At 33.1% G+C, this 23,384-nt stretch carries 23 protein-coding genes and 1 tRNA gene; 12 read left to right on the top strand and 12 right to left on the bottom strand.

All coding sequences use genetic code 11. The features are described 5' to 3' along the window. The coding region (locus GOQ24_RS05955; protein WP_160339292.1) for a hypothetical protein at positions 1–212 on the top strand (212 nt) is incomplete at its 5' end. 29 nt (positions 213–241) lie between these two features. On the opposite strand, the gene GOQ24_RS05950 is transcribed toward GOQ24_RS05955, so the two are convergent. The 9 genes from GOQ24_RS05950 to GOQ24_RS05910 form a co-directional block, all read right to left on the bottom strand. Further along, entirely contained in the window at positions 242–1,183 is a 942-nt protein-coding gene (locus GOQ24_RS05950; RefSeq protein WP_160339291.1) for a DUF5712 family protein, read from the bottom strand. A gap of 10 nt (positions 1,184–1,193) precedes the next feature. Then, positions 1,194–1,685 (bottom strand): BfmA/BtgA family mobilization protein, encoded by a 492-nt coding sequence (locus GOQ24_RS05945; protein ID WP_160339290.1) that lies wholly within the window; start codon positions 1,683–1,685, stop codon positions 1,194–1,196. Between the two features lie 206 nt (positions 1,686–1,891). After that, entirely contained in the window at positions 1,892–2,875 is a 984-nt protein-coding gene (locus tag GOQ24_RS05940; RefSeq protein ID WP_160339289.1) for a toprim domain-containing protein, read from the bottom strand. Between the two features lie 201 nt (positions 2,876–3,076). Then, the gene (locus GOQ24_RS05935; RefSeq protein WP_160339288.1) at positions 3,077–4,315 is read right to left on the bottom strand and encodes a primase-helicase family protein; all 1,239 of its coding nucleotides are present in this window, start codon (positions 4,313–4,315) and stop codon (positions 3,077–3,079) included. A 100-nt stretch (positions 4,316–4,415) separates the two neighbouring features. After that, entirely contained in the window at positions 4,416–4,679 is a 264-nt protein-coding gene (locus GOQ24_RS05930) for a helix-turn-helix domain-containing protein (protein ID WP_160339287.1), read from the bottom strand. 67 nt (positions 4,680–4,746) lie between these two features. Then, positions 4,747–6,012, bottom strand: a complete 1,266-nt coding sequence (locus GOQ24_RS05925) for a hypothetical protein (protein WP_160339286.1) — start codon at positions 6,010–6,012, stop codon at positions 4,747–4,749. Further along, the gene (locus GOQ24_RS05920) at positions 5,997–7,229 is read right to left on the bottom strand and encodes a site-specific integrase (protein WP_160339285.1); all 1,233 of its coding nucleotides are present in this window, start codon (positions 7,227–7,229) and stop codon (positions 5,997–5,999) included. The genes GOQ24_RS05925 and GOQ24_RS05920 overlap by 16 nt, the downstream gene beginning before the upstream one ends. A 372-nt stretch (positions 7,230–7,601) precedes the next feature. Beyond that, positions 7,602–8,036: a hypothetical protein gene (locus GOQ24_RS05915; RefSeq protein ID WP_230381478.1), complete on the bottom strand. Its 435-nt coding sequence runs from the start codon at positions 8,034–8,036 to the stop codon at positions 7,602–7,604. Between the two features lie 552 nt (positions 8,037–8,588). Continuing rightward, positions 8,589–9,167, bottom strand: coding sequence for a cytochrome b/b6 domain-containing protein (locus tag GOQ24_RS05910; protein ID WP_155090969.1), 579 nt, complete (start codon positions 9,165–9,167; stop codon positions 8,589–8,591). Between the two features lie 305 nt (positions 9,168–9,472). Here GOQ24_RS05910 and GOQ24_RS05905 point away from each other — a divergent pair, with 305 nt between their 5' ends. From GOQ24_RS05905 to GOQ24_RS05895, 3 genes are all read left to right on the top strand, one after another. Continuing rightward, positions 9,473–10,258, top strand: a complete 786-nt coding sequence (locus tag GOQ24_RS05905; RefSeq protein ID WP_155090970.1) for a hypothetical protein — start codon at positions 9,473–9,475, stop codon at positions 10,256–10,258. Between the two features lie 182 nt (positions 10,259–10,440). Continuing rightward, on the top strand, positions 10,441–10,815 hold the full coding sequence (locus tag GOQ24_RS05900) for a DUF983 domain-containing protein (protein WP_155090971.1): 375 nt from the start codon (positions 10,441–10,443) through the stop codon (positions 10,813–10,815). A 51-nt stretch (positions 10,816–10,866) separates the two neighbouring features. Further along, positions 10,867–10,937 (top strand) — tRNA-Trp (locus tag GOQ24_RS05895). A 42-nt stretch (positions 10,938–10,979) separates the two neighbouring features. Here the strand turns inward: GOQ24_RS05895 and GOQ24_RS05890 are convergent. Further along, positions 10,980–11,855, bottom strand: coding sequence for an AraC family transcriptional regulator (locus GOQ24_RS05890; protein WP_155090972.1), 876 nt, complete (start codon positions 11,853–11,855; stop codon positions 10,980–10,982). Positions 11,856–12,424: 569 nt separating this feature from the next. Here GOQ24_RS05890 and GOQ24_RS05885 point away from each other — a divergent pair. The 7 genes from GOQ24_RS05885 (at position 12,425) to GOQ24_RS05855 (ending at position 18,751) form a co-directional block, all read left to right on the top strand. Next, on the top strand, positions 12,425–12,733 hold the full coding sequence (locus tag GOQ24_RS05885) for a hypothetical protein (protein ID WP_155090973.1): 309 nt from the start codon (positions 12,425–12,427) through the stop codon (positions 12,731–12,733). Positions 12,734–12,736: 3 nt separating this feature from the next. Then, positions 12,737–13,117: a hypothetical protein gene (locus GOQ24_RS05880; RefSeq protein WP_155091027.1), complete on the top strand. Its 381-nt coding sequence runs from the start codon at positions 12,737–12,739 to the stop codon at positions 13,115–13,117. Positions 13,118–13,126: 9 nt separating this feature from the next. Then, positions 13,127–14,269 (top strand): glutathionylspermidine synthase family protein, encoded by a 1,143-nt coding sequence (locus GOQ24_RS05875; RefSeq protein ID WP_155090974.1) that lies wholly within the window; start codon positions 13,127–13,129, stop codon positions 14,267–14,269. Positions 14,270–14,356: 87 nt separating this feature from the next. Beyond that, on the top strand, positions 14,357–14,929 hold the full coding sequence (locus GOQ24_RS05870) for a pentapeptide repeat-containing protein (protein ID WP_155090975.1): 573 nt from the start codon (positions 14,357–14,359) through the stop codon (positions 14,927–14,929). A 55-nt stretch (positions 14,930–14,984) separates the two neighbouring features. Then, a complete protein-coding gene (locus GOQ24_RS05865; RefSeq protein ID WP_155090976.1) occupies positions 14,985–17,273 on the top strand; it encodes a DUF748 domain-containing protein in 2,289 nt (762 codons plus the stop codon). A gap of 18 nt (positions 17,274–17,291) precedes the next feature. Continuing rightward, on the top strand, positions 17,292–18,038 hold the full coding sequence (locus tag GOQ24_RS05860) for an SDR family NAD(P)-dependent oxidoreductase (RefSeq protein WP_155090977.1): 747 nt from the start codon (positions 17,292–17,294) through the stop codon (positions 18,036–18,038). A 65-nt stretch (positions 18,039–18,103) separates the two neighbouring features. Further along, positions 18,104–18,751 (top strand): WG repeat-containing protein, encoded by a 648-nt coding sequence (locus GOQ24_RS05855; protein ID WP_155090978.1) that lies wholly within the window; start codon positions 18,104–18,106, stop codon positions 18,749–18,751. Positions 18,752–18,805: 54 nt separating this feature from the next. Here GOQ24_RS05855 and GOQ24_RS05850 read toward each other — a convergent pair whose 3' ends face one another. Continuing rightward, positions 18,806–20,686: a TonB-dependent receptor plug domain-containing protein gene (locus GOQ24_RS05850; RefSeq protein WP_155090979.1), complete on the bottom strand. Its 1,881-nt coding sequence runs from the start codon at positions 20,684–20,686 to the stop codon at positions 18,806–18,808. Between the two features lie 260 nt (positions 20,687–20,946). On the opposite strand from GOQ24_RS05850, the gene GOQ24_RS05845 reads away from it, so the two are divergent. Continuing rightward, positions 20,947–22,539, top strand: coding sequence for a murein L,D-transpeptidase (locus GOQ24_RS05845; protein WP_155090980.1), 1,593 nt, complete (start codon positions 20,947–20,949; stop codon positions 22,537–22,539). A gap of 62 nt (positions 22,540–22,601) precedes the next feature. Here GOQ24_RS05845 and GOQ24_RS05840 read toward each other — a convergent pair whose 3' ends face one another. Next, positions 22,602–23,363: a murein L,D-transpeptidase catalytic domain family protein gene (locus tag GOQ24_RS05840; RefSeq protein ID WP_155090981.1), complete on the bottom strand. Its 762-nt coding sequence runs from the start codon at positions 23,361–23,363 to the stop codon at positions 22,602–22,604. Positions 23,364–23,384: the final 21 nt, after the last annotated feature.

The raw sequence follows: 23,384 nt of genomic DNA, 5'->3' as shown, positions 1-23,384 counted from the left end.
ATATTGCAATTGAAAATTATAATTCATCTATTTTTAATGATCATGCAAAAAGCATTGGTGCTCAATTCATTGCACTTAAAACTTTTGAAAATGAAACTAAAGTAGAAAGATTTTACCCAGAAGGTGACTATAGAAAGTTGCGTCGATTGTTAAAAAAAAGAAAGAAAAATTCCAATGTTCTTTATGAAGAGTTCTTAGAAACTTTGACTTAAGAAACTACTAACTTTTTCATCTCTCAAACTTAACGTCTTTTCTTCCTTCTACGATTATCATCAGAACTTTGCCCATTACCACCCGCATATTGCAAAGCTTGCACCATTGAAGAAACAAAGCGAACAAGTTGAAAAGAATTATCAGTTAATCCAATCGAGAAAGACTCATTTCCTTTCTCGATTGAATTACCCTGAAGCATATAATCTAATTCTTTGTCTGAAAAACCTTGATTTTTACAGTTTTGTATAAACTGATTGTTATTTTTATTTTGTTGTTGATTGTATTGATACTTTTCTTTATTGAGCTGTTCCCAATCTTTCGGAGTCCCTTTTTTATATTGCTTTTTATAGTCAAATTGTTCTTGAAGTTGGCGTTGATATAAAAACTTCTCATCAAAAGCCTTTTCCGCACCTGTGTAGAAATCAACACGTACGAAACCACCTTTCACAGCTCCTTTAGTAGTATTTTGATGATTAGTCATAGGAGACAACTTTAATCGTCCATCTGCGCTCTTACGAGATACTAAAATGTGAATGTGTAGGTTGCCTTCATCCTTATTTGTTTTGCGTTCGTGATGTATTTTAGCAAAGTACATTATATCTTCAGCATTTAGCCCTTTATTGAAGTTCTCTGCGTATTTCTGCATAATTCCGTTGCGGATATAATCCTTAAGCTTTTCAGATTGCTCTTCTGGTGTTTTACCTAAGTGTTCTAATTCCTTTTGACTTGGGCTAACTGTTATCATAAAGAATTTAGCCTCATCTCTACACAGTTTCTTTTTGTTGTTATCTATCGCTTCAATAATTGTATTGCCTTTGATGTGATCTTCTGTATGTGAGAAAAAAGGTTCTATTTTTTGTCCTTTTTTTAGGCGGTCTAAATCTTCGTGTTCTAAATAACTGATAAGTGAAGAACAACTTCCGTTATTAGCATATTTACCATTTCCACCGCCTTGAATTTTTATATGCATAGCTATAATTTTAAAGTGAGAAGCCTTTTTTCTTTTTAATCTCTTCAAGATGATTTACTGTATTTTCTTGAAAGATTTTAAGCTCAGATAGGATTTTATTAGTTTGTTCCTGGTTGCTATTTTGAAGTAACTGTAAAAGTTGATTAAGCATATCTTTGATTCTTAATTCATTTAGATCATTCTTAGTAGCAAGAGTAGAAATACTATTTTGCATTCTGTTTTCGGTAGCTAAAACAGCTTCTAATGCTGGGCGAGTGTAATCCTTTTCTTGAGTTTTGATAAAGGCAAATAATTGATTAATACGCTTGGTTATCTTTTCTAATTCTGTTTTGGGTGCATGATGTGTCTTTGGATTTATACCATTGATTTCAAGGTAATTCAATATAATGCCTATAAAGTCTTTTTTAGGTATTGCATACGCTTTACAAAATTCAGTTAATCTCTGATTATCAGTAATTGATAACGCTACAGTTGTAGTTTCTTTTTCATTCTTAGTTTTCATGGTTTATTGATTAAAATATATTTCATGTTGGTGGTTGTTTATTGAATTACAGTGTTTTGGATAGGTTAGGGGCATTTAAATTATATTTAGAATATAATTTGGGAGAAGGATGGATGGTTTAATCCTTTGATTTTTAACTATTTGTAATAATTAAAACAAGATGAACAGGGCTCTGCCCCGTTCCCTCTTGCTAGTCCCTACCTTCCTTACTTTGTGGATATACAACCGTTCAAATCTTTGTGATTAGGATATAAATATCTACCATCTTTTACACGATTGAGAAAAGTGTTTTGCACTTTTTCAGTAGCTGTATTACCAGCTTTGTCATTATCAAAGCAACAAATAATTGTATCATACTTTAATTGTTCGTAAGAAGTGTTTTTGATACAATTATCATTTTGTACATTGATACTTTTATCTAAATGTACATTGATACATTTATCTAAATGTACATTGATACATTTGTCACTTTCACCATTTGTACATTTGTACAAGTAATTGTTTGTATTATTAATTAAAACATTATATAATGTTCCTACTGAATTTAGTATAAGATAATCATAACGTTTTTCAGCTTTGGGGTACAATGTTAGGAAGCTCAAAAAATCGCTCCAGGATTCAAATAAGATAATTTGACTACTGTTATTATTAAAATAAGATGGAGCTTTAGTTCCTAAACACATTTTTACATATTTATTTCGAACTTCGTATCCTTTCAAATCATTTTTGAAACCTATGCCGTAATATGATTTATCGTTAAGCCTATAATGAAGTTCTACACAGTATTCTTTAGCCATTTTAAGATCAATACTCCTACTTTGTATATAATTGATTAGTTGAGTATTTATTAAAGGCTTAATCTCTTCTATTTTGTAGTTTTTTTCTTTTTCAATAGCATTGCCTTGAATAGTAGGCTGGTGAAAAGAAAAAGACTCAATATCTAAAACTTGTAACGCTTCTTTTAAATCACACTTGTAATATCTCATTACAAAATCTAAAATATTACCTCCCTTTCCTTCTCCATGATCAAACCAAATATTTTTAGAGAGGTCTATTTTAAAGGATCCTGTTGTTTCATTTCGAAATGGACTTATATACCAAATCTCACGATTAGTCTGCTTGACTTTTTTAGCTCCTATTTTATCCAAAACAGATTCTAAACTTATCTTTTTTGCTTCGATGCATGTCATAATTCTGTACGATCTAAATTTTACTGATTTTTTGATGATTGATGACAGACACCCTTAACTTGCTTATAACCAAATAAATAAACTGTCATCAAATTGTCATCAATCATCAAACTTGTTTTAAATCTGTCATCATAATTATTTTGATGACAGTTTGATGACGATTTTGATGACGTATAACTAATTGAAATAAAACATCTTATACTACTTGTCATCACTGTCATCAAAATAATGGGCAATTTTGCTTAACTCAATTTCATAGTAGCGTCCTTTCCTGTCAAATCTTGTAAATTCTCCATAGGATTGATAATCATAACCAGAATACTTATTTGAATTATTTGATGGTAAAAATCCCCAATTTTTAAAAATTGCTCTTACATCATTTGCTTCAATATGACTTCTTTTATTTAGTTTTTTTATGATGGCACAAGTTTCTATTGGTGTAAGGCAGATTTTTTTCTCTTCAAATCTTTCTGCTAGCTCTCTTATTAGCTGTAATACTTCTTGTTGTTGTTTATTCTTATCTGAATTCATTAGTTTCACCAATGCATCAGTACGTATTTGCTCTGGAGTAAACCACATGCGTGTTTTCTTCGTTGTGGAGTAAGGGATAGTGAATAGATAATTTAAAAAATCAGGGATTTCTTTAAAGAGTAAGTCTAAGAAATCGGGGTTCTTTTCGATCTGTGGTATTTTACGTACCCAAAAACGTATTTCTTCTCTGTCTATCTTCATGAACGAATCTTCAAAATTACTTGTCATGACAAACTTGTAAAAAGATTCCACTTCTTCTTTATCTCTACCTTTTCTTTCAATCTTATTTCTGTCAGCAGTGCTTAAAAATTTGATTCGTTCAGTGATTTGTTGATTATCAGTAACGACTTCATCAATGAGTACTAATAACTTACCATCTAAATCTGAGTTAAAGTTGTTTACAAAAGATTCTGCGTTAATGTAAGTAGCATTAAAGGAAAAGATCTTTCTTAGATATTTAAGCATTGTTGATTTACCTGTTTCTCTGGCTTTAGAAACTAATACAAGCACAGGTAAAACCTGAGTAGGGTATTCTAAAAGAATTTTAAAATAGTCAAGACCTAAGTGATATTGCTCTCCGAAAATATGACGTATAAAATCTAAGGTGTATTTTAATTTACTTTCTAAAAAAGTTAAGTCTTCATTACATCTTTGTATTTGATAATCAACAGGGTGATAAATATTGTAGAAGTCAGCTATCTCTCTGTTGTAATTGATATGTTGCGGAATGCAACAGAAGCCGTAATATTTCTTAATAGTAGAAATAAAGTCTTTTCCAAAATCATTTACAATGGTTTCCTTATTCCAAGGAAGCATGATCTTTTCGGTTGTTTTGTTGAGTGTAGGCCTTTCGATTATGGCATAATAAGCTGTCCCCACACGAATAAATTCGGCAGAATCTAAGTTCATAATAAATAGTAGATTATAATCCTTATATTTGCACTATAAGGATTTGATTTAAAAATAAAATTCTAAGCGTTTGGTTTTTTGAAGGAAGCAAACGCTTTTTTTATGGATTTAAAAGATGTTGATTTTTTAAAGCAATTTGAATTAATTGCTTACGAGAGAAGATAGGTCGTCCGTCAATTTCATAATAAGGAATTTTTCCTTTATTCTTCCAATTGATAATAGTTTGAACCGTCCTGTCAAACATATTAGCCACCTCTTGCTGAGACATACGATCATCTCCTGTAGGGAAAAAAGTATTCGCTAATACCTCTTGAGATTGATTAGACATACTCTCACATTTTTCATTTAAAACATTTGTACTCATTTGAATTGATTTTAGAACATTTGAACACAGCAAATATGAAAACTAAAGATTTAAAAAGCAGTACACATCAATACATACCACTATCAACAAACATCTTATCATATTGATTCTGAATACCAATAGCCCAATCATTAATATACTCATTGTCTTTATTGAAACTTATATTACTTATAATTTCCCGTGTCAATAAGTCTTTGATAGTACCTTCTTTTAAAGAATTTTCTCCAAAATACATTGATAATATCTTTGGTAAATTAGTAGGAACTTTAGATAATAAATCTCCATTTTTAAAGTATAAAAAGACTGCTATTATATAATTTAAAATCTGTCTATCTTCTTTTACTAAGCGATTTAAAACCATATGAGCATGTCCTAATTCAAAACGGTCATAACAAGAAATCTTCTCTGTACAATTTGACCAAAATAGTAAAAACACATTTGTATTTTTAAACTCAAACTGATCTTTACATACTAACTTAAAGAACTCAAATAGTACATATTCCACATATTGAATATCAGAGCAATCATTTTTTACATTGATAAAATATTTTTCATCAAGCATATCCATTGGTGACACCTCTAAAAAATATTCCTTAAAATTTGCAAGATTTCTGATTTCAGAAAAACTTGAATGAATTAAATTATTTTGTGTGAATATATCGACACTTCGATAATTCAAACTATCTATCATAGGAATATACTCCAAACCTAATCTTGCTTGTAGGTCATCCATTACAGTATGCATTATAAAAACAACTTCGTCGTATTCTTTATTTTGCTTTACATACTGACTTGTGTAATTCTTAAACAGATTCTTTGCTTTTTGCTTCTCATAAATAAAAAAGTAACTAAAAGCATCTCTTACATTAAGAGGAGTCACTACCTGTTTATGCAGAATTGCCATAGTTTGTAATATTTCTACATCTATGTTATCAATATAATTCGATACATTAATAGTTTTTAAAGTATTAAGAAGTTTCTTCTTCTCTCCCAATAAATAAGCTAAATACTCTGTTTTTGAAAGGCTTACTTTTGCCTTTTCTATTGGATTAAAAGAATTTTTCTCTACCATTAAGCTAAAATCGTAATCTTTAAAAATAGAACTATACTTAGTCAAAGTAGAATTTATCGAAATCTGAAATTGTAACTCCCTTAACTCCTTAAGATTAAAACATTGAATTATTTTGAGATACAAATCTTCTCCTGTTATCTCATTATTAGTCTCTAGATATTCTATTACTTGAGTAGTATATGATTTTAAAACAAGTGATTGTTTCTTTTCTTTTTCACTAGCTAAAAAGAATCTCTTAATTATATCTATAAACTTTCCCATTTGTTCAACTCTTTTTGTTTAAATGACTCACCAACGTGAACGTATCTTCTAAAACTTCTTTCATCTTTATGATTAGTCGTACTTTTTATTACCCTCTCCGAAATCCCTAAAATGATACTATTTGTAATAAAAGTCTTTCTCCCAACATGTGAAGTAATTACATCACACTTTCTAACTTCTGTATCTATTCTATTAGCACCTATGTAACGAGTTAATCTAATCTTGTCAGTAATTCCCACTTCTTCACAACATTCCTTAAGTCTCTCATTCAATTTCTGAGAAGTAATTCTTGGCACAGGGCTATAAGGAGTATCTCTATACTTCTCGAGTATCTCTTTCGCATACGAAATTAAATAAACCTGGTGATGAACAGTCTTAGTCTTAACAACAGTATAGTTCAAATAGTCCTCAACTATATTACAATCTCTAAGGGAGTAGATATCACTATGTCTCTGTCCTGTAAAACATAAAAAACAAAACATATCACGAGCTCTCTCCATAGATCTGTTTTCAAAATTATGATTATAAAGCTTCATCAATTCATCCATAGTCAAAAACACAACTTCTATTTCATTATCAACTCTTTTAATCTTTTTAAACTCCAAACTATTATGATAGCCTCTGTTAAACGCCCATTGCATAAATGCTTTTAATGTAGCTACTAACTTTCCGTAATAGTTATTCAATGTTTTACGCTCAACAAAGCAATACTCCATAAAAGCTTCCTCAAAACGAAAATCTATTGTGTCAAAGCGCATTATATACTTTGATGAAGTAGCGAAATCCATAAAGAACGCTTTTACGGAGTTATATTTGATTATAGTTGACTTAGCCTTAGAAATAGTAGAAACTTTAATATACTCACTAAAAGCATCAAAAAAACGGATAGATACACTAACTGTCTCTAACTTATATTTTTCCTCGAACATTTTCTCAGTAAATGGAATAGAATTAAATCTGAAAAAATCGAAGATATGCTCTACTTTATTGATTGTATTGGTTAGTATAGCATTATACTCTTTGTAATCCAAATACAGCTCATTATCATCTTTCTTTACATTTCGGATTTGGTTAATCTCCGCATCCCAATCTTCAAGTTTGGTTTTGACACTTATATTCTTTCTTATCCTAACTTTAGGAGCAGTAACAACTAAGCGAATAGGAACCATTCCATCTTTATCGATCTTATCTTTTCTCAGCTCAAAATAGTACTTCATTGTTGTTGTTTTTAAGGGGGCTTGCCAAGGGGCAACGTTTTTACATAAAAAAACAGGAGATTTTCCTATTTTTAATTTTCATCGATCAAAATCCTAAAAACATACTCTAAAACTCCATTTTTTACGAAGGGGCAAATTAGGGGTTTAAAATATGATTAAAATGAATTCAAACCAGTTCAAACGGATTAAAATAAATCATATTAAACTGATTATCAGTATGTAAAACTATATAAAAACGAATTAAAAAACAAAACAAGTTCAGGTGGGACCACAAAAAAAAGCATCTATTCTCCAATAGGTGCTTTTTTTATATCAACTAATTGTTTTACTTAACCATAAAACAATGCGAAGTAGCAGTTAAGTATCCCTAATCTAATAATCACGTAAATTTTCTCCTTCGTAACTTTCTTCTTTATCTATAAGCTCACCCTTTCCATTATAGTACAATTTGATGTTATACATATTATTCAGCGTACGCGGATAGTACTTATCCCCATTGCTCTCTTGCCTAATAACAGTTTCTGAAGTATAGAATAACTTTCTATCTGTGTCAACCTTATAAATAAAAGTTCGCTTATCTTTATTGAAAACAACTGTCTTTACACAGCCAACAGAAATAGAGACATCTTGGGACTGACCTTCTCTGCGAATTATCTCATAGAGTACTCCATCTCTATTGGGATCAAGGACAAGCCAGGTAGCAGTCCCTTGTATCAACATCAAACACTCCTTGTGCTCATCAAATAGAAAATTTAACTTCTTCCCAGAGAGAACCATAAAAATAGAGCGAAACCTCCAAGCATTCATCCGCATCCCAATTTTATAAAACAATATGGCTTTCCAACACTAATAACAATAGTGCTTTCGTTGGACTTTCTTGCGCTTTTCTTGGGGTATCCTTCGAGTTTTACCCCCAAAAAGGCCTGTTTCAGCAAGGAAACCCCTAGAAAACCCGAAGAAACCCCAAAGGAACTCCAAAGAAACCACCGCTAACATCGCATAGATATTTCTCTAAATAAAAAATCTTTAAACTAAATCATATACCGATTTACGATAGAAACAGGTTTTCTATCCGGACGTAAACACCCTTAATCACGTCAGCTCCAAAGCAAAAATGAAGTTTGCCCTCCTACTATTATAGACAAGTACTATTGAAATATTGTGCAAAGTATACCGCTGGGATGAAACTAAGGCAAAAATAACTATGCCCCATAGAGCTAAGATCTTCCACTCCAGATCTATTCTAAACCTTTGACATAGATCCAAAACAATTGTACTGGCTTTCAAATCTCATAATCGAGAACTAAATCAGCATGAGGAAATTAAAACAGGAAAAGCTACGCTAAAGAGAAATCGACTTTACTCATACTTGTCTCGACCGTTAATCATACGGGACACGATACCGCGCTCATATGTGAACTCCGCAATAAGAATACCCAAAAAGTGTAAGACTAAAAAGCCGACAAAATAGTAAATAGAAGCTTTGTGAAGGCTCTTAATTAACGTAACGTACTTGGTAATACCAAACTCCAACATCAATCCCGTTACCAAAGAACCAAATATACAGAGATAGAAAACGATATAAACAAAGCGTTGAAAGCGAACCTTTGGAGTGATATTATTGCTAAATGGATTCTGAAATTGAATAATAGTAAAAACACCTGCCAATATACGTACAACAAAAAGCCCTAAAAGAGTATATCCAAAATAGATATGCCATATCCACATCGGCTCGCGTATCTCTCTGGCCAGATTAACCACTTCTCCTTTGCTCATCTCAATGTGGTTACTCGCAGCATAACTTGTTATGATCTCACTCATGTTTGCTTTATTCAACCAAGTCATACGCAATACAATAGTCAACAATAGCAAGAGCATTGTGATAGCAATCAACCAGTGAATTAATCTGTAAAAACTACTGTATACTTTCTTTCCCATTACAACGGCGATTTAATAAATTAATTTTCTATATAAAGTTAAAAAATATAGTATTAATTTAGCAATTAACAAAATTACAAATATATAATGTATAATCACTATGTTTTTTAACTATTGTGCGGCACAATAAAATAGCTTCTTAATCGTTATTGTTGATACAGGAGTAAAACACCTTACTAGGGAGGACAGCCATTTGCATTTGCCCCCTTAGAAAAAGAATCAAAAGCAAATTGACTTACCATTATTTATTATAAATTTGTAGTATTAAAATAAAAAGGTAAAAGAAATTTTTTAAAAAAATTGGAATGAAAAAAATCTTAGTATTATTTCTAATAGTTTCTACAATAACAACAACTTCTTTTGCTCAAAGCAAATCGAAAAAGCAAGAAGAGGAGTCTGCTAAAAAAGTGGAATATGTAGATATCAAATTAATTCTTGAAAATCAAGAAACATTAAAGCTGACACCTCAACAGGCTACTGCTTTCAAAATCAAAAACGAATATATTAAAAGAGATCTACAAAAATTGAACTCCAAAAAATCGATGTCTGATATTGAAAGAAATATGCATGAAAGAGAATTAAAAGCTTCATATCTAACTTTTATAAACAGAAACCTGAATCAAGAGCAAATTGACCAATGGGCTATTTTGAAAAAAGATTTAACTGTTGTTGAGGAAGAAAAAGACTTGAAAACTGTTCTAAAAAAATTAGATCAAGACTACAAACTTGAAACAAAAGAAATCTACAGAGTGTACAAACACGATCGCAAATTATATTACGCTCAAAGAAATATAGCTAAAAAAGCGTATGAAACTAAAAAGCGTAACTTAATAGAATACTACGAAAACAAAGAAAAAGGTATTGATGAGGATCAAGAAGAAATCTTAACATTAGAGGAGATTGCTAACTTGTATAAAGAATACGATGATTACTACGGAAAACAAGAAGGTCGTAGTGCATTGGATTATTTAGACATCAAAGAGGAATATCAAGAAGAAGAAGAATATGACGAATACGGAAACTTGATTAAACCGGAGCAAAGTACAACTACAGAAGAAGAATATGATGAATACGGTAATCTTATCAATTAAGATACCAGTTTAAGATATCAATCGCAAGGAAAAAAGGAGGCTAATTAGCCTCCTTTTTTTGGTTATATTCAATACTGTTAAAGTACTATTTAGCTAAAAATGTCCGTTTAATACAAAAAAGCAAGTATATTAATCATGTACATTATTGTTTTTTTACCGAACTTTGCCAAAAAAAAATAACTATGTCTTATATTAATAAAGTTTTAAGCGGTAAATGTCCAAACTGCGGTAAAGAGAAATTATTTCACGACAAGGGAAATCCAATTACATTTCGCATGCCTAAAATGACTAAAGAATGCGGTTCTTGTGGATATAACTTCCACAGAGAAACAGGTTTTTACTTTGGAGCGATGTATGTAAGTTATGCATTAACTGTTGCAGAAATGGTTACAGTAATGGTTCTTCGTTTACTTTTAAATGAGTTATTTGGCACTAACATATCTATGCTTCAAGCATTTATAGCAATCGTCGTTGTAGTCTTTGTTTTATGGACTTTCAACTACCGAGTGGCAAGGATTATGTGGCTAAATATGTTTTATAAAAAAGATGAAGAATAGTGTAGGTTTATTCGAAAACATTTATTTATATTTGCACCACGAAACACAGAAACGGGTGTAGTTCAAGGGTAGAATAGCGGTCTCCAAAACCGTTGATGGGGGTTCGAATCCCTCCACCCGTGCATCAAATAAAAAACTCCTTAATTTGCATTAAGGAGTTTTTTTTATTCATATCGTTTCTGAAATTCTTTTGGAGTACAATCCGCTCTCTTTTTAAATACTTTTGAGAAATAAGAATAATCCTCATAACCTAAATCAAGTGCAATTTCATTAAAGCTCTTTCCTGTATACATCAGCATACGCTTGGCTTCCAAAATAACGCGATCTAAGATAATATCGGTTGTAGTTTGATTAACCAGAGTCTTGCAAATGCGATTAAGGTGCTTTTGAGTCATATTTAGCTTATTTGCATACACCGCTGCTGACTTTTCTATCATAAAAAACTTCTCTAACAACCCCTCGAAAGCCTGAAAGTGATTGTAATAAGACGAACTATACTGCACCTTAAAAGATTGATCAGTCAATAACATTCTATTGGTCTCGATGTAAAAAAGAGAAACAATATTCAATAAGACCTGGTTTTTCTTCCACAGATCACCTTCTACTTCTTGAACCATCTTCTTAAACAGATGCTCTATCTCCTCCCTCTCCTGCCCAGAAATATAAAACCCATTAGGAGAAAATACAGAGCGGAACACAGGATACTCGCGTATCGACTCCCGAACGTAATACAAGTCAAAAAACTCTTGGGTGTGAAAGAATATATACCCATCGATATCCTCTGACAACACCCAGCTATGTGTCTGCCCAGGCGCTACCATGAACACACTTCCTGGTACCACATCATAAGTATTAAAGTCAATTTCGTGCTTACCTGAACCTTTAGTAAAAATCATACACACGTAAAAATTGTGTTTGTGGGGCTTCTCTACATGGGCGTGATTTGTCTTTAAGTGATTGGGAATTGTATTGGCATAAAAGTCGTTCCTAACTTGATCATGAGTCAAATCCCCCATCTGTAACACAGTGATATTAGTCATTTGAAGTGGTATTAAATTAAAAAGTGGTCACTACTGTATCATATTCAAATTCACTGCGACTTAAACTTTGTCACAGCTACGATCAAATACAATACGAGCTAAAGTGAATCCCCCTACAGTTATACTTCGACTGTAACGCAATTCAGCACACAAATTAACCTATAATCTTAACTTATGGAATAACTTTAATCATATTTTAGCATATACCTCCCAAAAACCAGCAGGTTAATTCAGATCTTACAAACCCCATTCTACAACAGAGTTATCGTTAGTTCTAAAAAGAAGAAAAAGCAATTATGCCCTAAACATCCTTCGCGATTAAAGCTGAACAACTAATTTCTTGTAATCACACCTCTTGTGAAACGTACTCAGTCATTGAGAATCGCTCAACACAAACAAGGATCAAATCTACAAATACTCCAATCGAACAACATACACAAGCAGGGTACTCACAATCCCAAATAAACACATAGCAGAGTACAAATCATGCCAAACTTAAAGAAATCAATTTCACAACACCTTTCTGTTTTTATCAAACTTTACTATCTTTAACCCTAAATCAAATCTCGATGAAAAAGACATATAAATTAGCTGCTCTATTAACAATTGTAATCACATTTGTTTCTTGTACAAATAGTCAACAACAAAATGCTAACAACTTAGCGACATTAGACAAAAAATCATCTCGTGAAGTATCGCTAAAATCAACTGTTGTAGGCGATAGTATCTATCACATTACTTCGCAGAAGGTATGGGCTAATGGTCAGTTAATCATTGAGAAAACAGATACAATCAAAACAGTAAAAGAAGTACCTGGTTGGAATGGAGAAGCTCCAACTACATTAGAGAAAGCACCAATATACGTAACAGTTGAATAAATGATGAAAAGAAAAAGTAGTAAAGCAGTCAGCTTAGTTTTAATCACAGCAGCTTTAGCTTCTTGTTCTAAAGTAGAAGAACAAAAAGGAGATGTTCAACGTGTTTATATGCGTGCTGATAGTTCAGCTCCTTATACTGAGGTAACTGAACAATATGAAAATCAACGTAGCCATGGAGGTGGAATGGGGAGCGCCTTACTTTGGTATATGGCATTTCGTCCAATGATGGGAGGCGGTGGCCTTGGTTATACAAGTCCAGGCTTACACCAACAATCCAATGTTGGAACAAATACTGCAAAAGCAAATGCTGTAAAAAAGACACAAACGACAAGAGGAGGCTTTGGAAATACATCTAAAGTTAAATCCAGTGGTGCAACATCTTAATGAACTTAAATGAAAATTAAATATTTAACGACTGACCGTGATTGGCAAAAGAGATTAGAGGATAATGGCTTTGGCTTTCACACAGACGATAACAACATTCCTTATTGGATTGAAGAATATTATTACAGTATATCTGAAGATTTTGCCAATCAAATATTTGAGGCTACCGCAGACTTGTGGACCATGTGCCTTGAAGCAGTAGAATATGTAATCAGCCATAAGTTATACGATCATTTTCAAATTCCACTTTTCATGCAAGAGCACATTGAGAAAAGTTGGGAAAATGATGTTCCGAGCTTATATGGCCGTTTTGACTTTGCCTACGACAAGGAGACAAATCGATTAAAAGTATTGGAGTTTAATGCAGATACACCTACTTCCCTTTTCGAAACAGGTGTTATCCAATGGCAGTGGATGCAACACTACTTTGGAAATAGAGTAGATCAATTTAATTCTGTACACGACCAATTAATACAAACGTGGAAAGACCTTAAACCATACTTAAAAGGAAACACCCTCCACTTTAGTTGTATAAAAGAACACTTAGAAGATCTTACAAATGTAGAGTATCTAAGAGATTGTGCCATACAAGCAGGTATTAATACCAAGCTGATATTCGTAGAAGACATCGGATGGGATGGAGAAACTTTTACAGACTTAGAGGATGAAGTAATTACTGATATTTTCAAACTTTATCCTTGGGAGTGGTTAATCTATGAGCAATTTGCCTTACATATTCCAAATGATATGGCTGAAGCAAACTGGATTGAGCCTTCGTGGAAAATGCTGTTGTCGAATAAGGCTATAATGCCTATTCTATGGAAGCTATATCCGAATCACCCCCTTTTATTGGAGGCTTACTTTGACGAGCCAAATGGTATGTTAGATTATGTAAAAAAACCGCTATTGTCAAGAGAAGGTGCAAATGTTACCCTCTATCAAAATGGAAAGATTACAGAGGCTACACCAGGTGAATATGGTGAGGAAGGATACATCTGCCAAGCATTAGCAAAACTACATCGAGAAAATACAGGATACTCTATCATCGGAAGCTGGATCATCGGACAAGAACCATGTGGCATCACCTTTAGAGAGAGTAATCGACTAATTACAACAGACAAAAGTAGGTTTATCCCTCATATCATAGAATAATTTATTAAAGCTGATAACAACGATATCAGCTTTTTTTATCAACCCAAATGTTTCTTGACGAAACACATACTTACTAATCCATAAACCATGACATCAGAATTTATTTACGACAAGACTTATGAGAATGTAGTCTTTAATCCTCACGATATTTCCTTCAAAGAGTTTGAAAACTGTCAATTTATCAATTGCGATTTTACGCAATGTTCTTTCCTTGCTACTATATTTATGGATTGCAACTTTAGACATTGCAATTTTAAAGATGCGCAAATAGGTCATATTGGCTTCAGAACTTGTCATTTTTTCAATACCAATTTTACAAGGGTAAACTTTTCCATGATGGATCAAACGATCTTTGACTTTACCTTTACAGATTGCAATTTAGAGTTCACGCAATTCTATGGTCTTAAACTAAAGAATCAGATGTTTACCAACTGTAGTATGATTAGTGTTGATTTTTCAGATGCTGATTTGACTATGGCTATGTTTGACAATTGCAATTTATATCGCGCTGTCTTCCACAAAGCAAACGCTGAACGCGCAGATTTCTACACAAGTTACAATTACGATATTGACCCACAGTTTACCAAAATCAAAAAAGCAATTTTCTCTAAAGATGGTTTGGCAGGTTTATTGATAAAATACCAATTAGTACTAAAATAATAGAATATCTCTATTATTTCTATTACTTTAGTTATCAGTAAATACCAATAAGTTCATGAGAGTAATAAAAAAATCATATAAGTATCTCCTAATTGTCGCCATTTTATTCGTTTTATACGCAGTAGGACAGAACTATGTGAACCATTTTATTCACACTGAACTTCCAAAGATAATCACCGAAAAGAACAATACTCCCTATAACCTAAAGTACGGCAAAGTAGAATACTCACTTGCACTTCGAAAACTTACGATTAAAGACATTGAGCTAACACCTCATCAAATTTTAAAAGACAAGCAAGCAACGCGTATTGAAGGAAATATATCCTCTATTTTCATACAGGGAGTAGAAATCTGGACGCTGCTGAAACAGCACAATTTAATAGCTAATCGCATCGAACTTGATCGGCCTTATATCACCGTATGGAAAAGCGAAAGTGACAGTATACAAGAGAATCAATCTACTAAACTAACTGCAGGTATAGATATTTCTAAAATCAAAGTAAACCATGCTGATGTAGTTATCAAAAGTCTTAAAGGTGGACATATCATCAATCAAATCTACAATTTTTCGAGTAAAGTAGAAGGTGTACATTTTGGACAAGAAACGAAAGACAAACCTATCCCCTTTACCTATACCTCTTATAGCATGAGTAGTGACTCTGTATACAATCGACTAAATGACAGACACAGTTTAACTATCGGTAAAGTAAATATCACTACAACGGACATTCAAGCAGATAGTATCCGCATTAAGCCCTTGCAAAAGAGTCACGAACATATTGACGCGATTAACGAAAACATCCTCTTGTTAAAAATACCAACGCTACACTTATCCAAAGTCGATTGGGGATATAAGAACATGGATGAGTTCTATGTCACTATAGACGAAATCAACACTAAATCAGCAAAGTTTGGGCTACTTAATAAAAAGCAAAAAACGGACAAAAAAGAGCAAACAGAATTAGAAACAGCCCTACCCAAGCTCGTCCCTTTTGATCTAAGTATAAACAAAATTGCAATAGAGGACTTTGCATTTAACTCTTTGGATGCTTGGAAATCTGAACACACGAATATAAAAATTAAGAGCATTGTCAACAAAGTAAACGATACATTGCATATCGGTTCAATAGCAGTCGATAATGCTGAAGTAACACATATACCACAACGTAAATTAATCACTCCAAAAGCAAAGGGAAAAAAGATCTTAGATATAGTCAAAATAGATTCTCTGACCGTTAGCAATACAAACTTTGTAATAAAAGAAAACAACAACAAACAAAATAAACTATCTGTAGATAGTGTTAGTGCGGTTATTAAAGACATCTATATCACTCCGCTAACAGCTGTTAACAAATTGCCATTTGCCTATGGAGAAACGCAGTTCAAAACACGTAAAGTAAATTTTGACTCTGGTAAGTATTACCAAATAGAAATGGATAATATAGCCATTTCCAATCATACGATGTCCTTTAATAACTTTGTGATGAACCCTAAAATGTCTCGCAAGCAAATGGTCAAAACATTCAAGTACGCCGATGATATTTTCAGGTTAAAAGCGAAAGAAATTTCTTTGACAGACTACGAATGGGGATTTGACGAGAAAGGAGTTGTTTTTTTTAATACAAAACTCTTGCAGTTAGACCAACTAAATGCAAACATCTATAGAGATAAAATACCTCCTCATAACATGAGTAATAAGTCGATGTTTAGCAAAAAGCTACGCGACATCAACTTTGGGTTAAGAATAGATGAAGTACGCATAAGAAAATCGCATTTGGTATATGAAGAAAGCGATGCTAAAGCAGTAGCACCGGGTAAAATTACACTTGGTAATTTCACTGCAAATATTAAGAACTTAGCCAGTGGATACAACAAGAAAAAACTACCACTAACAACTATATCCGTAGATGCCAACTTTATGAATGCAGCACCTCTACATGTAGATTGGTCATTTAATATTCTGAATAGAGCTGATAAATTTAATATTAAGGGAACTGTAAAAAATTTCCCTGCTACTGCGATGCAGCCCTTCCTACAACCTTATGTCAAAGCCTCCACAGATGGAAAACTTGAACTTGTGCAGTTTAATTTCTCAGGAGATGCCAAAGTCGCTACAGGTACATTCGGTATGAAATACCAAAACTTAAGAGTAACTATTTACCGTAAAGATGGCAAAGCAAAGAAAAAAGTACTCTCTGCATTAGGTAACCTAATCATTCGCGATAACTCTAAAGGAGAGCTAAAAACGGTAAATATCAAAAAGGTTCAAAAAGTTGAAGAAAAGTCTTTCTTTAACTACCTTTGGTTATGTATTCTACAAGGTTTAAAGCAAACCATATTATAACCACTAAAAAAGACTATTATGAAAACAGCCTTCATTACTGGTGCTACTTCTGGCATAGGAAAAGCAACAGCTATTGCATTAGCTAACAATTACAGACTAATATTGTGCGGAAGAAGATCAGATAAATTAGAGGAATTGAAAAGAGAACTTTCTTCTCAAACAGAAGTTCAAACACTGACTTTCGACGTTAGCGATAAGCGACAAGTAAATGAGGCAATCCAATCTTTGCCAAAAGAATGGCAAAAGATCGATGTTTTAATCAATAATGCAGGGAATGCACATGGCCTATCGACTTTCCAAGATGCTGAACTCGATGACCTGGAAGCGATGATTGACATTAATGTCAAAGGTCTTATTTACGTAACGAAAGCAATTCTCCCTTTAATGCTATTGGGACAAAGTGGACACATCATCAACCTATCCTCTATTGCTGGTAAAGAAACCTATCAAAATGGGACTGTGTATTGTGCTTCTAAATCAGCTGTAGAATCTATTTCGAAAGGTCTGCGTTTAGACTTAGTCAATACCGGCATTAAAGTTACGAATGTTGCCCCTGGAGCTGTTGAAACAGAGTTTTCTCTCATTCGATTTAAAGGAGATAAAGATAGAGCCTCAAAAGTTTACGAAGGATATACTCCCCTTTTGGCAGAAGACATTGCCCATGCAATCGCCTACGCAGTTAATGCGCCAGAGCACGTTCAAATAGCAGATATGACTATATTTCCAAAAGCACAAGCTGGACCAACTGTATTTAATAAAAAGTAAAAAAAATACTGGGAAATCACATAACTTTACAGCAATAAAACTCACTGTAATTCAATTTTTATAGAATGAAAAAAATAATAGCCATAGGACTTTTTATAGGGCTATATTGCAATGTTAGTTGGGCTGAAACAATTCATGCACAATTAGATATTAAATCGGAAATAACAGTAAAAGTAGATACTGTTTTTATTGATTTAAAGAATGATCCTGATTTTAAATTCAAAAATAACTTACGTTGGTTTCAAGATTCCGACTTAGCTCTTTTTGGCATAAAGAAAAAGACTGGAGAACTATTTATGGAGCCGATGTTCTCACAAATTGAATCATTTGTAGATAATCTATCTATTGTCACCTTTGATGACCTTCAAGGTGCTATAAATAATAAAGGAGAAATAATTATTCCCTTTCAATATGAAGAATTACAAACAAGCAGTGAAGGGATGATTGCTTTCTATGAAAATGGCTTATGGGGCTTTTTCAACACATTAGGTGAAGTGGTTATAGAGCCATCTTTTGAATACGTCGGAAGTTTTTCTGATGGTCTGGTCTTGGCATCCAAAGACAATTTGTTTGGATACATCAACAAAAAAGGCAAAATCGCCATTCCATTTCAATACGATTACGCAAGTAATTTTGAAGATGGACAAGCACAGGTAGAAGTGAGATTTCAATCGTTTATTATCAATAAAAAAGGAGTAAAAATAGCGGATTGATGGGTATAAAAAAACGGGAACTTACTATTCCCGTTTTTTTATAGCCCTGGTCTATTAAAGCCCATTAAACTTGACTCCTACTGAAAACCATCTACCTGGCATAGGGACAGCTCCTGCTTCAATATAAGTGGTATCAAATATATTTTGTGCATCTAAGTAAAAGCTGTAATTCTTTACATTGTAATTTAGTCGAATATCATTAATCCAATAGCTCTTATAACTAATGCGTTCACTGTAGCGATTTACCAATGTCGCACTAAAGTTTTTATAACTGTAATTAACTGAAGCTACAAATTGGTTGCGCAAACTCTCAATAGCGTACTTAGATAACTTTTCACTATCCTTGTTCTCAACTTTTGGATCTAAATAGGTGTAGGACATCCCTATATTCCATTTAGAAACTCCTTTACCGATAAGATAGTTTGCTCTAGTATTAAATCCTTTTGTCTTATTCTTCATTGCATTATATGGCTGATAAGGATTTGAAACATCTACTCTCACCCAGTCAATAAAGTCGTTGATATCTCGGTAGAAAGCAAATGCTTCAACACTCAACCTATTCTTTTGAAACTTACCTCCTAACTCAATCTGATAAGCTTTTTCTGGTTCTAAATCAGGATTTCCAATATTACCCGGTCTTTGATCTAAATACAAATCCGTAAAGCTCGGTATTCTACTTGCTGTACCTGCATTAAACAAAGCTTTCCAATTCTCGTTGATAGTATAACTTGCATCTACACCTGGAAAGAATTCCCAACCATACTTCGTATTGTAATTGACATAAGCTCCTACATTGATGTCTAAACGATCAAAAAACTCTCGTTGTAATTCCGCATACATTCCATAATTTGTCTTACTGTGATCGCCAATATTCGTAGAGTTTATCTCTTCATATCTCATCTCTCCTCCAAATGAAATCTTAGCGAAATCAGCAAGATATTCCCCTCGTAGATTAGATGTTATTGCATGCGAGTAATGTCTACTTCTCGCTACATCTAAATTATGTCTAAAATACTGATAATCATCAAAATTATAGCGATAAGCCACACTTGGCATAAGTGTAAAACGATCACTCAAATAATGTCTTGAACTAATATTAAACATTGTCGTTGATACAATTTCTTTTGACTCTTTATCACCTGGGGCAGCATAAAAACCATTAGCTCCAAAAGAGCTTCTCGCATATCCTCCTAACACCATTATACTGTTATTCTCGTTAGGTACAAAGTTACCTTGATAAAAGGCTTTGTTATTGTGATAAGCAGTATTGTAGCGATAGCCATTTCCCGAATCATGACTACCAAACAACATATGGTTGCTCTTCTCTTTCAGCAAAGTACCGCCTACTTGAACTCCTCTCCCATTAAAAACCTCACCGTGATCATCCTCTTTGTCCTTCTTAAAGTTTGTACCGCCATATACATGAGCAAATAAACCATCTTTCTTTGGGTTCTTAGTTACGATATTAACTACTCCTGTCAAGCTATTGATACCATACAAGCGAGCAGATGGTCCACGCACAATCTCGATGCGTTCAATCGCCTCTAAAGGTATAGGTATATTTAAGCTATTGTGTCCTGTTTGTGGATCAGAAATTTTTTGTCCATTTAACAACAATACATTTTGTTCGAAACTACCTCCGTCTATGCTCAAATCCGCTTGAGTACCAAATGGACCACGTTGACGAATATCAACCCCAGCACTATAACTTAATAGCTCATTGACAGAAGAAACAGGAAGTTGTTTAATTTCCTCTTGACCTATAATGGTAATATTCCTATTCTTTAAGGTACTTGGCAGCTGAAGGCGCTGATTATAAATAACTATTTCCTCAATCTTTGTAGAATCGTCTATTCTATCTTCTCTTTCTTGTACTTGTGCATTTGCAGCCAAATAACTAAATACAATCACCGAAGTAATTAGAAATCTTTTCATTTTGTATTTATTTCAATCGTTAGTTTATCCTGTTGATCTTCACAATGAATCACAGTGCAAACTTACAGGGAGAACAGCTAAAGCGAATAGTCCGGTTTTTAATTTTAGCATAGTCCACTTTGTATCCCTAAAATTCTAATAATGTAAACAAACGGATAACCCTCATGGCGAAAATTGCTAAACTGCACAATTTCAGACTATAATAAAATAAATCATTTAAAATTAAAAATTATTACTAATTTTAGTATTATTTTCTTAAAATGAAAAACTTATACTATCTAATACCCTTGCTGATTTTCTATACTGCGTGCAAGAAACCAGTGGCTCAGCAAATGCAAATTGTCTACAACGACAGCATTAAAGTTCAACCTTTAGACTATAAGGCTGCTATTGTTATGGACAGTATTATCCTATCTAAACAGAGCGAAAATGTGCAGTCGTTTTATGCACTAAATGACAATAAATCAGCTTGGTTTGACAAAGACAACAGAGCTCAGTTAATTCAGATTATAAATGATAATTACAAAGAAGGTATCATTCAGAATAAGAACTTGCAAATTGATAGCTTGAAATACTATCATGCGAATTACGCTGACTTAGATGATCAAGCAAAAACAAGAGCGGATATTCTTTTCAGTAAGAGCTTTGTTTTGAATGCAAATAATTTCTTCAATGGCGTACTGAACCCAAAGCGCCTATCTAAAGATTGGGATTTAGATCGAAAAGAGTTAAATGCTGAGGCCACTATGCTACTCGCTCTTGACAATAGAGCTATTGTTACAACCTTTGATAGTCTGCGCCCTGTACATAAAGAATATACTTATCTGAAACAAAAGTTGGAAGATTTGTATCATTTACAAAAAGATACTTTGCACCCTATCACCCAAAACGTGAATGTCAATGATACAGTACAGGGAATAGAAACAATCAAGAAACACTTGTCATTTCTGTCTTTATATGCAGACTCTTTGAAAATAGACAACGTATACGATCAAGGTTTAGAAACTACTGTAAAGCAGCTTCAAACAGCTAAGAAATTGCCAGTTTCGAACAAGCTTGATGTAAATCTTATTAAGGCCATTGACAATGAAGAAAATAGAATAAAAGAAAAGCTAATCGTAAACCTTGAAAGATGGCGTTGGTTTCCAAGAACTTTTGGTGATCATTATATCTTGGTAAATATAGCTGGGTTTAATTTGGTTACTGTTTCTAATAAGGACACAATAAAAGAACATAAAGTAATTGTGGGAACTACAGCGCGTAAAACACCAATTCTTACCTCCACATTGACTAATATCTCAATGAACCCAACTTGGACAGTGCCACCAACTATTTTAAAAAATGATATGGCACCCAAAGCAGCCACAGACTCAACTTATTTTGGCAAAAGAAACTTTACAATCTACGATAAATCAACAGGAAAAGCAGTAGATCCAAAAGAGTGGAATGCGGACAAATACGGTTCATATCGATATGTGCAAAAAGGAGGTCCAGGAAATACATTGGGCCGCATCAAGTTTATGTTCAATAACAATCATGCCGTATATTTACACGATACGCCAAATCACGCTTATTTTAACCGAGAAAATAGAAATATGAGTTCAGGTTGCGTTCGAGTACAAGACCCATTTGATTTGGCCGAATTTATATTTCAAGTACAAGAGAATGATATATCAAAAGAAAAAGTAGACGAAATCATAAAATCGCACAAAACGACTAACTTTAAAGTATCGGAAATACCAGTTCATGTACATCAATTGTATTGGACAATACAAGTGGATAAGAAAGGAAATATTAAAGAGTACAGAGATGTATACAACTTTGACTCTGATTTATATAAAAAATTACAATAGCCCAATAAAAAAGCAGTTCACGATGAACTGCTTTTTATATATAAACGTTTTACACTAAAAAACTAAACTATTCTTGACTTTACTTGATAGTCTTTATTAGGATGGTAAATAAAAAGACATGATTTACCTTTAATTAACTCTATCAAAGTATCATTCACTTCTACTGGAACTGCAGGGCAACCATAACTTCTACCCAATTTTCCTTGCGCTCTTACAAGGTCTTCAGAAGCATAGTCTGCTCCGTGAACAACAATTGCTCTTGCTCTTGCATTGTCATTAATCCCTCTTTCTACTCCATCCAATCGCAATGAAAACCCATTGCGACCTGTATATGTTTCACCTGTTTTGTAGAACCCTAAACTACTCATATGTGAATTTATTCGGTTAGAAAAAGCAGTAGCATATTCATCACCCGTCTTTTTGCCATGTGCAACGTACGACTGTAGAACAACCTCATTCGAATCCATATCAATAACCCATAAGCGCTGTTGTGAGGAAGATAAACTAAAATCGACGATTGTCAACTTAGTGTTTAATATTTCACCATTCTCAACCATCTTATAATAGCCGCGCAAAGCCGTACTAAAAACCTTTAAAGAAGGAGCTTCATATGAATTTAAAGTAAGGGAGTTATACGTTGAAGTTGCCAAACTTTCAAAACTATCCTCACTTTTGATCTCTTCTAATTCTCTTGTATTCGCAACATCAACTTCATTCACTAAGTTAATTGTCTCTACATTTGTCCAATTTCTCTCATAATTTGTACGACCAGCTCCAACAATAGAAAACGTCAATACAAATAAAGCAATAAACTTTGTTCTCATTAATTCATTATTCTTTTTTAG

The organism is Myroides sp. LoEW2-1 (assembly GCF_009767705.1).
Taxonomy (GTDB): domain Bacteria; phylum Bacteroidota; class Bacteroidia; order Flavobacteriales; family Flavobacteriaceae; genus Flavobacterium; species Flavobacterium album_A.
Note: the sequence above shows the minus strand (reverse complement) of the source record. Positions and strands in the feature narration are given on the sequence as shown.

Bases quoted from the DNA above. Each gene is read 5' to 3' on its own strand.
- GOQ24_RS05950 (WP_160339291.1), bottom strand. From the start codon at position 1,183: ATGCATATAAAAATTCAAGGCGGTGGAAATGGTAAATATGCTAATAAC.
- GOQ24_RS05945 (WP_160339290.1), bottom strand. From the start codon at position 1,685: ATGAAAACTAAGAATGAAAAAGAAACTACAACTGTAGCGTTATCAATT.
- GOQ24_RS05940 (WP_160339289.1), bottom strand. From the start codon at position 2,875: ATGACATGCATCGAAGCAAAAAAGATAAGTTTAGAATCTGTTTTGGAT.
- GOQ24_RS05935 (WP_160339288.1), bottom strand. From the start codon at position 4,315: ATGAACTTAGATTCTGCCGAATTTATTCGTGTGGGGACAGCTTATTAT.
- GOQ24_RS05930 (WP_160339287.1), bottom strand. From the start codon at position 4,679: ATGAGTACAAATGTTTTAAATGAAAAATGTGAGAGTATGTCTAATCAA.
- GOQ24_RS05925 (WP_160339286.1), bottom strand. From the start codon at position 6,012: ATGGGAAAGTTTATAGATATAATTAAGAGATTCTTTTTAGCTAGTGAA.
- GOQ24_RS05920 (WP_160339285.1), bottom strand. From the start codon at position 7,229: ATGAAGTACTATTTTGAGCTGAGAAAAGATAAGATCGATAAAGATGGA.
- GOQ24_RS05915 (WP_230381478.1), bottom strand. From the start codon at position 8,036: ATGAATGCTTGGAGGTTTCGCTCTATTTTTATGGTTCTCTCTGGGAAG.
- GOQ24_RS05910 (WP_155090969.1), bottom strand. From the start codon at position 9,167: ATGGGAAAGAAAGTATACAGTAGTTTTTACAGATTAATTCACTGGTTG.
- GOQ24_RS05905 (WP_155090970.1), top strand. From the start codon at position 9,473: ATGAAAAAAATCTTAGTATTATTTCTAATAGTTTCTACAATAACAACA.
- GOQ24_RS05900 (WP_155090971.1), top strand. From the start codon at position 10,441: ATGTCTTATATTAATAAAGTTTTAAGCGGTAAATGTCCAAACTGCGGT.
- GOQ24_RS05890 (WP_155090972.1), bottom strand. From the start codon at position 11,855: ATGACTAATATCACTGTGTTACAGATGGGGGATTTGACTCATGATCAA.
- GOQ24_RS05885 (WP_155090973.1), top strand. From the start codon at position 12,425: ATGAAAAAGACATATAAATTAGCTGCTCTATTAACAATTGTAATCACA.
- GOQ24_RS05880 (WP_155091027.1), top strand. From the start codon at position 12,737: ATGAAAAGAAAAAGTAGTAAAGCAGTCAGCTTAGTTTTAATCACAGCA.
- GOQ24_RS05875 (WP_155090974.1), top strand. From the start codon at position 13,127: ATGAAAATTAAATATTTAACGACTGACCGTGATTGGCAAAAGAGATTA.
- GOQ24_RS05870 (WP_155090975.1), top strand. From the start codon at position 14,357: ATGACATCAGAATTTATTTACGACAAGACTTATGAGAATGTAGTCTTT.
- GOQ24_RS05865 (WP_155090976.1), top strand. From the start codon at position 14,985: ATGAGAGTAATAAAAAAATCATATAAGTATCTCCTAATTGTCGCCATT.
- GOQ24_RS05860 (WP_155090977.1), top strand. From the start codon at position 17,292: ATGAAAACAGCCTTCATTACTGGTGCTACTTCTGGCATAGGAAAAGCA.
- GOQ24_RS05855 (WP_155090978.1), top strand. From the start codon at position 18,104: ATGAAAAAAATAATAGCCATAGGACTTTTTATAGGGCTATATTGCAAT.
- GOQ24_RS05850 (WP_155090979.1), bottom strand. From the start codon at position 20,686: ATGAAAAGATTTCTAATTACTTCGGTGATTGTATTTAGTTATTTGGCT.
- GOQ24_RS05845 (WP_155090980.1), top strand. From the start codon at position 20,947: ATGAAAAACTTATACTATCTAATACCCTTGCTGATTTTCTATACTGCG.
- GOQ24_RS05840 (WP_155090981.1), bottom strand. From the start codon at position 23,363: ATGAGAACAAAGTTTATTGCTTTATTTGTATTGACGTTTTCTATTGTT.